At 70.0% G+C, this 6828-nt stretch carries 5 protein-coding genes; 4 read left to right on the top strand and 1 reads right to left on the bottom strand.

The features are described from left to right. The first annotated feature begins 3 nt into the window (after nt 1-3). The 4 genes from FPZ41_RS26915 to FPZ41_RS26930 all read left to right on the top strand — a co-directional run bounded on the left by FPZ41_RS26915 (nt 4) and on the right by FPZ41_RS26930 (nt 6055). Nucleotides 4-1575: an NADH-quinone oxidoreductase subunit M gene (locus tag FPZ41_RS26915; RefSeq protein WP_152866253.1), complete on the top strand. Its 1572-nt coding sequence runs from the start codon at nt 4-6 to the stop codon at nt 1573-1575. Then, nucleotides 1572-3221, top strand: coding sequence for an NADH-quinone oxidoreductase subunit NuoN (gene nuoN, locus FPZ41_RS26920; RefSeq protein ID WP_322620778.1), 1650 nt, complete (start codon nt 1572-1574; stop codon nt 3219-3221). Before FPZ41_RS26915 ends, nuoN begins: the two co-directional genes overlap by 4 nt. A gap of 220 nt (nt 3222-3441) precedes the next feature. Beyond that, nucleotides 3442-5475, top strand: coding sequence for a DNA helicase RecQ (gene recQ / locus FPZ41_RS26925; RefSeq protein WP_228022998.1), 2034 nt, complete (start codon nt 3442-3444; stop codon nt 5473-5475). A 10-nt stretch (nt 5476-5485) separates the two neighbouring features. Then, a complete protein-coding gene (locus FPZ41_RS26930) occupies nt 5486-6055 on the top strand; it encodes an NUDIX hydrolase (RefSeq protein WP_152866256.1) in 570 nt (189 codons plus the stop codon). A 78-nt stretch (nt 6056-6133) separates the two neighbouring features. Here the strand turns inward: FPZ41_RS26930 and FPZ41_RS26935 are convergent. Further along, nucleotides 6134-6828: fumarylacetoacetate hydrolase family protein (locus FPZ41_RS26935; protein ID WP_194236228.1), on the bottom strand; the 695-nt coding region annotated here is incomplete at its 5' end.

A 6828-nucleotide genomic window follows, 5' to 3' on the forward strand; every position in this document is an offset into this window, starting at 1 on the left:
CCGATGTCCTTTCCTCTGCTGACAGCGACGGCGGTGCTCCCGGCCCTAGGGGCGATCGCCACGGCCGCCGTACCGGCCGCCAAGCGCACCGCCGCCAAATGGCTGGCGCTGATCGTCTCGCTGGGCACGCTCGCGCTCGCCGTGACCGTGCTCATGCGTTTCGACCCGGGCGGCGCCCGCTACCAACTCACCGAATCCCACGCCTGGATCCCGGAGTTCGGGGTGCGGTACGAGCTGGGCGTGGACGGCATCGCGGTGGCGCTGATCGCGCTCACGGCCGTGCTGATCCCGTTCATCATCCTGGCGGGCTGGCACGACGCCGACCCGCTGGAGACGGGCAGCAAGCGGTGGCGGCCGACGCAGGGCTTCTTCGCCCTGATCCTGGCCGTCGAGGCGATGGTGATCATCTCCTTCGAGGCCACCGACGTCTTCCTCTTCTACATCTTCTTCGAAGCCATGCTCATCCCGATGTACTTCCTCATCGGTGGCTTCGGGGACCGTGCCCATGAGCACGGAGAGGAGACGGCCGCGACGCAACGGTCGTACGCGGCCGTGAAATTCCTCCTCTACAACCTGGTCGGCGGCCTCATCATGCTGGCCGCGGTCATCGGCCTGTACGTGGTCGCCGGGAACTTCTCGCTCACGGAGATCGCCGAGGCCCGCGCCAACGGTTCGCTGCACATGGCGACCAGCACGGAGCGGTGGCTGTTCCTCGGCTTCTTCTTCGCGTTCGCGGTGAAGGCGCCCCTGTGGCCGCTGCACACCTGGCTGCCGAACGCGATGGGCGAGGCCACCGCCCCGGTCGCCGTCCTGATCACGGCGGTCGTCGACAAGGTGGGCACGTTCGCGATGCTGCGCTTCTGCCTCCAGCTGTTCCCGGAGGCGAGCAAGTGGGCGACGCCCGCGATCCTCGTCCTCGCCCTCATCAGCATCATCTACGGTGCGCTGCTCGCCGTCGGCCAGCGCGACATCAAGCGCCTGGTCGCGTACGCGTCGATCTCGCACTTCGGCTTCATCATCATGGGCATCTTCGCGATGACCAGCCAGGGCCAGTCGGGCGCCACGCTCTACATGGTCAACCACGGGATCTCGACCGCCGCGCTGATGCTCGTGGCGGGCTTCCTGATCTCGCGGCGCGGGTCGCGGCTCATCGCCGACTACGGGGGCGTGCAGAAGGTCGCCCCGGTGCTCGCCGGCACGTTCCTGATCGGCGGCCTCGCGACCCTCTCCCTGCCCGGGCTCGCCCCGTTCGTCAGTGAGTTCCTGGTCCTGGTCGGCACGTTCTCGCGCTATCCGGTGATCGGGATCATCGCGACCCTCGGCATCGTCCTCGCCGCTCTCTACACCCTCGTCCTCTACCAGAGGACGATGACGGGCCCGGTCAAGGCCGAGGTCGCACACATGCCCGACCTCAGGGTGCGGGAACTCGTGGTGGTCGCCCCGCTGGTCGTGTTGCTGATCTTCCTGGGCGTCTACCCGAAGCCGGTCACCGACATCGTCAACCCGGCGGTCAAGCAGACCATGTCCGACGTCCATAAGAAGGACCCCCAGCCCGAGGTGGAGGCGGCCAAGTGAGCGCACCAGCCGTCCACAGCCTGTGGACAATGGCAGCCGATCCGATCGAGAAGATCCAGGCGCCGAAGATCGAGTACGGGCAGTTGTCGCCCACCCTGATCGTCATCGGGGCGGCGATCCTCGGGGTGCTGATCGAGGCCTTCGTGCCGCGCAGGTCCCGGTACTACGTTCAGGTGTTCGTGGCAATCGTCGCACTCGCCGCCTCCTTCGCGGCGGTCGTCGGGCTCGCGGCGGGCGGATACGGCACCACGAAGGCCGGCATCGCGGCGATGGGCGCCATCGCCGTCGACGGACCTGCCCTGTTCCTTCAGGGCACGATCCTGCTGGCCGGACTGCTCGGCGTGTTCACCTTCGCCGAGCGGCGGCTGGACCCGGCGGCGCACGGCAAACGCGTCGACTCGTTCGCCGCACAGGCCGCGTCCGTGCCGGGCAGCGACAGCGAGAAGGCCGCGGTGAAGGCAGGGTTCACCACCACCGAGGTGTTCCCGCTGCTGCTCTTCGCGATCGGCGGCATGCTGATCTTCCCGGCGGCGAACGACCTGCTGACCCTGTTCATCGCCCTCGAGGTCTTCTCACTGCCGCTGTACCTGCTGTGCGCCGTGGCCCGCCGCAAGCGGCTCATCTCGCAGGAGGCCGCGGTCAAGTACTTCCTGCTGGGCGCCTTCGCCTCCGCGTTCACCCTCTTCGGCATCGCGCTGCTGTACGGATACGCGGGCTCGGTGTCCTACGCGACGATCGCCCAGGTCGTCGACGGCACCGTCCAGAACGTCAGCCCGGCGCTCGCGGGCACCATGGGCAACGACGCGCTGCTGCTCGTCGGCGGCGCGATGGTGGTCATGGGCCTGCTGTTCAAGGTGGGCGCGGTGCCGTTCCACATGTGGACGCCGGACGTCTACCAGGGCGCGCCGACCCCGGTCACCGGCTTCATGGCGGCGGCGACGAAGGTGGCGGCCTTCGGCGCGCTGCTCAGGCTCCTGTACGTCGTCCTGCCCGGCCTGCGCTGGGACTGGCGGCCGGTCATGTGGGCCGTCGCGATCGTCACCATGCTGGGCGGCGCCATCGTCGCGATCACCCAGACCGACATCAAGCGGCTGCTGGCGTACTCGTCGATCGCGCACGCGGGATTCATCCTCGCGGGTGTCATCGCGACCTCGCCGGACGGCGTCTCGTCAGTGCTGTTCTACCTGGGCGCGTACTCGTTCGTGACGATCGGCGCCTTCGCGGTGGTCACCCTCGTACGGGACGCGGGCGGCGAGGCCACCCACCTGTCCAAGTGGGCCGGGCTCGGACGCAGATCCCCGCTGGTGGCGGCCGTGTTCGCGGTGTTCCTGCTGGCCTTCGCGGGCATTCCGCTGACCTCCGGGTTCGCCGGGAAGTTCGCCGTGTTCAAGGCGGCGGCCGAGAGCGGGGCGGGAGCGATCGTCGTGATCGGTGTGATCTCGTCGGCCATCGCGGCGTTCTTCTACATCCGCGTGATCGTGCTCATGTTCTTCAGCCAGCCGCGCCCCGAGGGGCCGACGGTCGCCGTGCCGTCACCGCTGACCATGACGGCGATCGGCGTGGGCGTGGCGGTCACACTCGTGCTCGGTGTGGCGCCGCAGTACTTCCTGGACCTGGCGGGACAGGCGGGAGTGTTCGTGCGGTGACGCTCCGCTGAGCGGTGCGGACACGCGTGGGACCCGGTCTCCTCAGGGGGCCGGGTCCCGTCGTCTGTCACGGATGCGGGCGGAGGAGGCCGGATGCCAGGGGTGCAGCCTGTGGATAACTCTGAGGCTGTCGGTGCGGGCCCCTATCGTGGCAAGGGCGGGGGAAACACGGACAACGCACGGGGGACGGGTGACAAGTGGGATGGGCGGGACTGGTGTGATGGCGGAAGTGGACGGGATGGTCGCAGGGGCAGCATGCTCGGCCGACAGCGAGGCGCTGGCCGTGCTGGACCGGGTCTTCGGGTACGAGGCCTTCCGCGGTGAGCAGGAAGCGATCATCGAGCACGTGGTGGCGGGCGGCGATGCCGTCGTGCTGATGCCGACCGGCGGCGGCAAGTCACTCTGCTACCAGATTCCGGCGCTGGTCAGACCGGGTACGGGCGTGGTCGTCTCCCCGCTGATCGCGCTGATGCAGGACCAGGTGGACGCGCTGCGGGCGCTGGGCGTGCGCGCCGGGTTCATCAACTCCACGCAGGACTTCGACGAGCGGCGCGTGGTCGAGGCGGAGTTCCTGGCCGGCGAGCTGGACCTGCTGTATCTGGCGCCGGAGCGACTGCGGCTCGACACGTCTCTGGACCTGCTGTCGCGGGGCAAGATCTCGGTGTTCGCGATCGACGAGGCGCACTGCGTGTCGCAGTGGGGCCACGACTTCCGGCCCGACTACCTGGCACTGTCGCTGCTGGGCGAGCGCTGGCCGGACGTCCCCCGTATCGCGCTGACCGCGACGGCCACGCGCGCCACGCACCGGGAGATCACCGAGCGGCTGGTCATGCCGAGGGCCCGTCACTTCGAGGCCAGCTTCGACCGGCCCAACATCCAGTACCGGATCATCCCCAAGGCCGACCCCAAGAAGCAGCTGCTGTCCTTCCTCAAGCAGGAGCACGCGGGCGACGCGGGGATCGTGTACTGCCTGTCGCGGAACTCGGTGGAGAAGACGGCCGAGTTCCTGAGCCGGAACGGCATCGAGGCCGTGCCGTACCACGCCGGTCTGGACGCCGGCACGCGCGCCGCCCACCAGGCACGGTTCCTGCGTGAGGAGGGCCTGGTCGTCGTGGCGACCATCGCCTTCGGCATGGGCATCGACAAGCCGGACGTGCGGTTCGTCGCGCACCTCGATCTGCCGAAGTCGGTGGAGGGGTACTACCAGGAGACGGGCCGTGCGGGCCGTGACGGGTCGCCGTCCACGGCATGGATGGCGTACGGGCTCCAGGACGTCGTCCAGCAGCGGAAGCTGATCCAGACCGGCGAGGGCGACGAGGCGTTCCGCCGCCGGGCCGCCGCCCACCTGGACTCCATGCTGGCGCTGTGCGAGACGGTCCAGTGTCGGCGGGGGCAGCTGCTGGCCTACTTCGGGCAGGAGCCGGTGCCTGGAGGCTGCGGCAACTGCGACACGTGCCTGACCCCTCCGGAGACCTGGGACGGCACCGTCGCCGCGCAGAAGCTGCTGTCCACGGTGGTGCGGTTGCAGCGGGAGCGCGGGCAGAAGTTCGGGGCCGTGCAGATCATCGACATCCTGTTGGGGAAGCGGACCGGCAAGGTCATTCAGTTCGACCACGACCAGCTGTCCGTCTTCGGGATCGGCGAGGAGCTGAGCGAGGGCGAATGGCGGGGTGTCGTACGGCAGTTGCTCGCGCAGGGGCTGCTCGCGGTGGAGGGCGAGTACGGGACGCTGGTGCTGACCGAGGACAGCGGGTCCGTGCTGCGGAGGGATCGGGAGGTGCCGCTTCGGAAGGAGCCGAAGAAGGCGGTGGCCTCGGGGGCTGCCTCGGGGGGCTCGTCGTCCTCCGGCCGGGGCGAGCGCAAGGCGAAGGCCGCGGTGGCGGAGCTGCCCGAGGAACTGCTGCCGGTCTTCGAGGCGCTGCGCGCCTGGCGTGCCGAGCAGGCGCGCGAGCAGGGCGTCCCGGCGTACGTCATCTTCCACGACGCCACGCTCCGCGAGATCGCCACGGCGCGGCCGACGTCGGTGGACCAGCTGGGCGGCATCAGCGGGGTCGGGGAGAAGAAGCTGGCGACGTACGGGGAAGGGGTGCTGGCGGTGCTCGCCGCCCTGGGCGGGGCTCCGGAGGAGCCGGTGGCCTCCGAGGGCTCGAAGGCCTCGGCGCGCGGGGCGGGCGGGGCGGGCGACGTGGGCGCGGACGACCCCTTCGACTGGCCGGACGCGGAGCCGGACCCAGGGCCGGACGACTGGGCGTAGGAGACGCGTGATGGACCAGCGGGACGAGCCGGCGCGGGCGGACCGGTCGGATCAGTCGGGGCAGCCGGACCGGTCGGGGCAGTCGGACCAGTTGGGGCAGCCGGACAAGCCGGGGCAGCGGGACGCCGTCGTTGCCGTGCTGCGGCGCGGCGACCGCTTGCTGGTCATAGAGCGCGGCCCGGAAGCCCGGCGGTCGGGCTACTGGGCGCCGCTCAGCGGGAAGGTCGAGCCGGGGGAAAGCCAGGCGGAGGCACTGGTCCGGGAGGTCCGCGAAGAGGTGGGACTGAAGGTGTTCCCGCTGGCGAAGGTGTGGGAGTCGGAGACGGACGACCGGCAGTTCCTGCTGCACTGGTGGACAGCGGACGTGGGAGAGGGAGAGAGACAGGGGGAGGGAGAAGGTGACGGTGAGGGTGAGGTCGTCATGCAACCGGGCGAGGTGAGCGACGCGCGGTGGGTCACGGTGGAGGAGTTCCTGGCACTGGAGCCCACCTTCGCGCAGGACCGGGAGTTCTTCGAGCGGGTGCTGCCCGAGATACCGCCGCCCGGCTCGGCTCAGCATCCCCTCTCACGACCACAGTGACCTTGACGGGCTGTTGAGGGCGCGGGGCAGTGCGCCACGACGAACCCGCAGCAGCCCACAGGCAGCACCCGGCAGACGCTACCGACCGGCCACACCCCCGGAAGGGTTCGGTACGACGCGGCCCCTCACCTCGCCCAGTCCCACGCGCGTGCCATGGGGGCCCGGGGCCCAGGCCGTGAGGGTGACCTCGTCGCCGTCCTCCAGGAAGGTGCGCTTGCCGTCGGGGAGGTCGAGGGGGTCGCGGCCGTTCCAGGTGAGTTCCAGGAGGGAGCCGCGCTCGCGTTCCGAGGGGCCGCTGACCGTTCCGGAGCCGTACAGGTCGCCCGTGCGCAGGGACGCGCCGTTCACCGTCATGTGGGCCAACTGCTGCGCGGCGGTCCAGTACATGGTCGAGAACGGCGGCTCGGAGACGACGTGGCCGTTGATCGCCACGGAGATGCGGAGGTCGTAGCCGGTGGGTTCCTCGGCCGTGTCGTCCAGGTAGGGCAGCAGGTCGTGTGTCCGCTCGGGCGGAGCCACGCGGGCCTCCTCCAGGGCGTCGAGCGGGGTGATCCACGCCGAGACGGACGTGGCGAAGGACTTGCCGAGGAACGGGCCGAGGGGCACGTACTCCCAGGCCTGGACGTCCCGCGCCGACCAGTCGTTCAGGAGGCACAGGCCGAAGACGTGGTCCCGGAAGGAGGAGAGGGGGACCGGAACACCCATGGGGGAGGGCGTTCCCACCACGAAGCCGACCTCGGCCTCGATGTCCAGACGGGTGGAGGGGCCGAAGG

Source organism: Streptomyces acidicola (assembly GCF_009377235.1).
Lineage (GTDB): Bacteria > Actinomycetota > Actinomycetes > Streptomycetales > Streptomycetaceae > Streptomyces > Streptomyces acidicola.

Coding starts and splice junctions, on each gene's coding strand:
- FPZ41_RS26915 (WP_152866253.1), top strand. CDS start 4: ATGTCCTTTCCTCTGCTGACAGCGACGGCGGTGCTCCCGGCCCTAGGG.
- FPZ41_RS26930 (WP_152866256.1), top strand. CDS start 5,486: ATGGACCAGCGGGACGAGCCGGCGCGGGCGGACCGGTCGGATCAGTCG.
- recQ (WP_228022998.1), top strand. CDS start 3,442: ATGGCGGAAGTGGACGGGATGGTCGCAGGGGCAGCATGCTCGGCCGAC.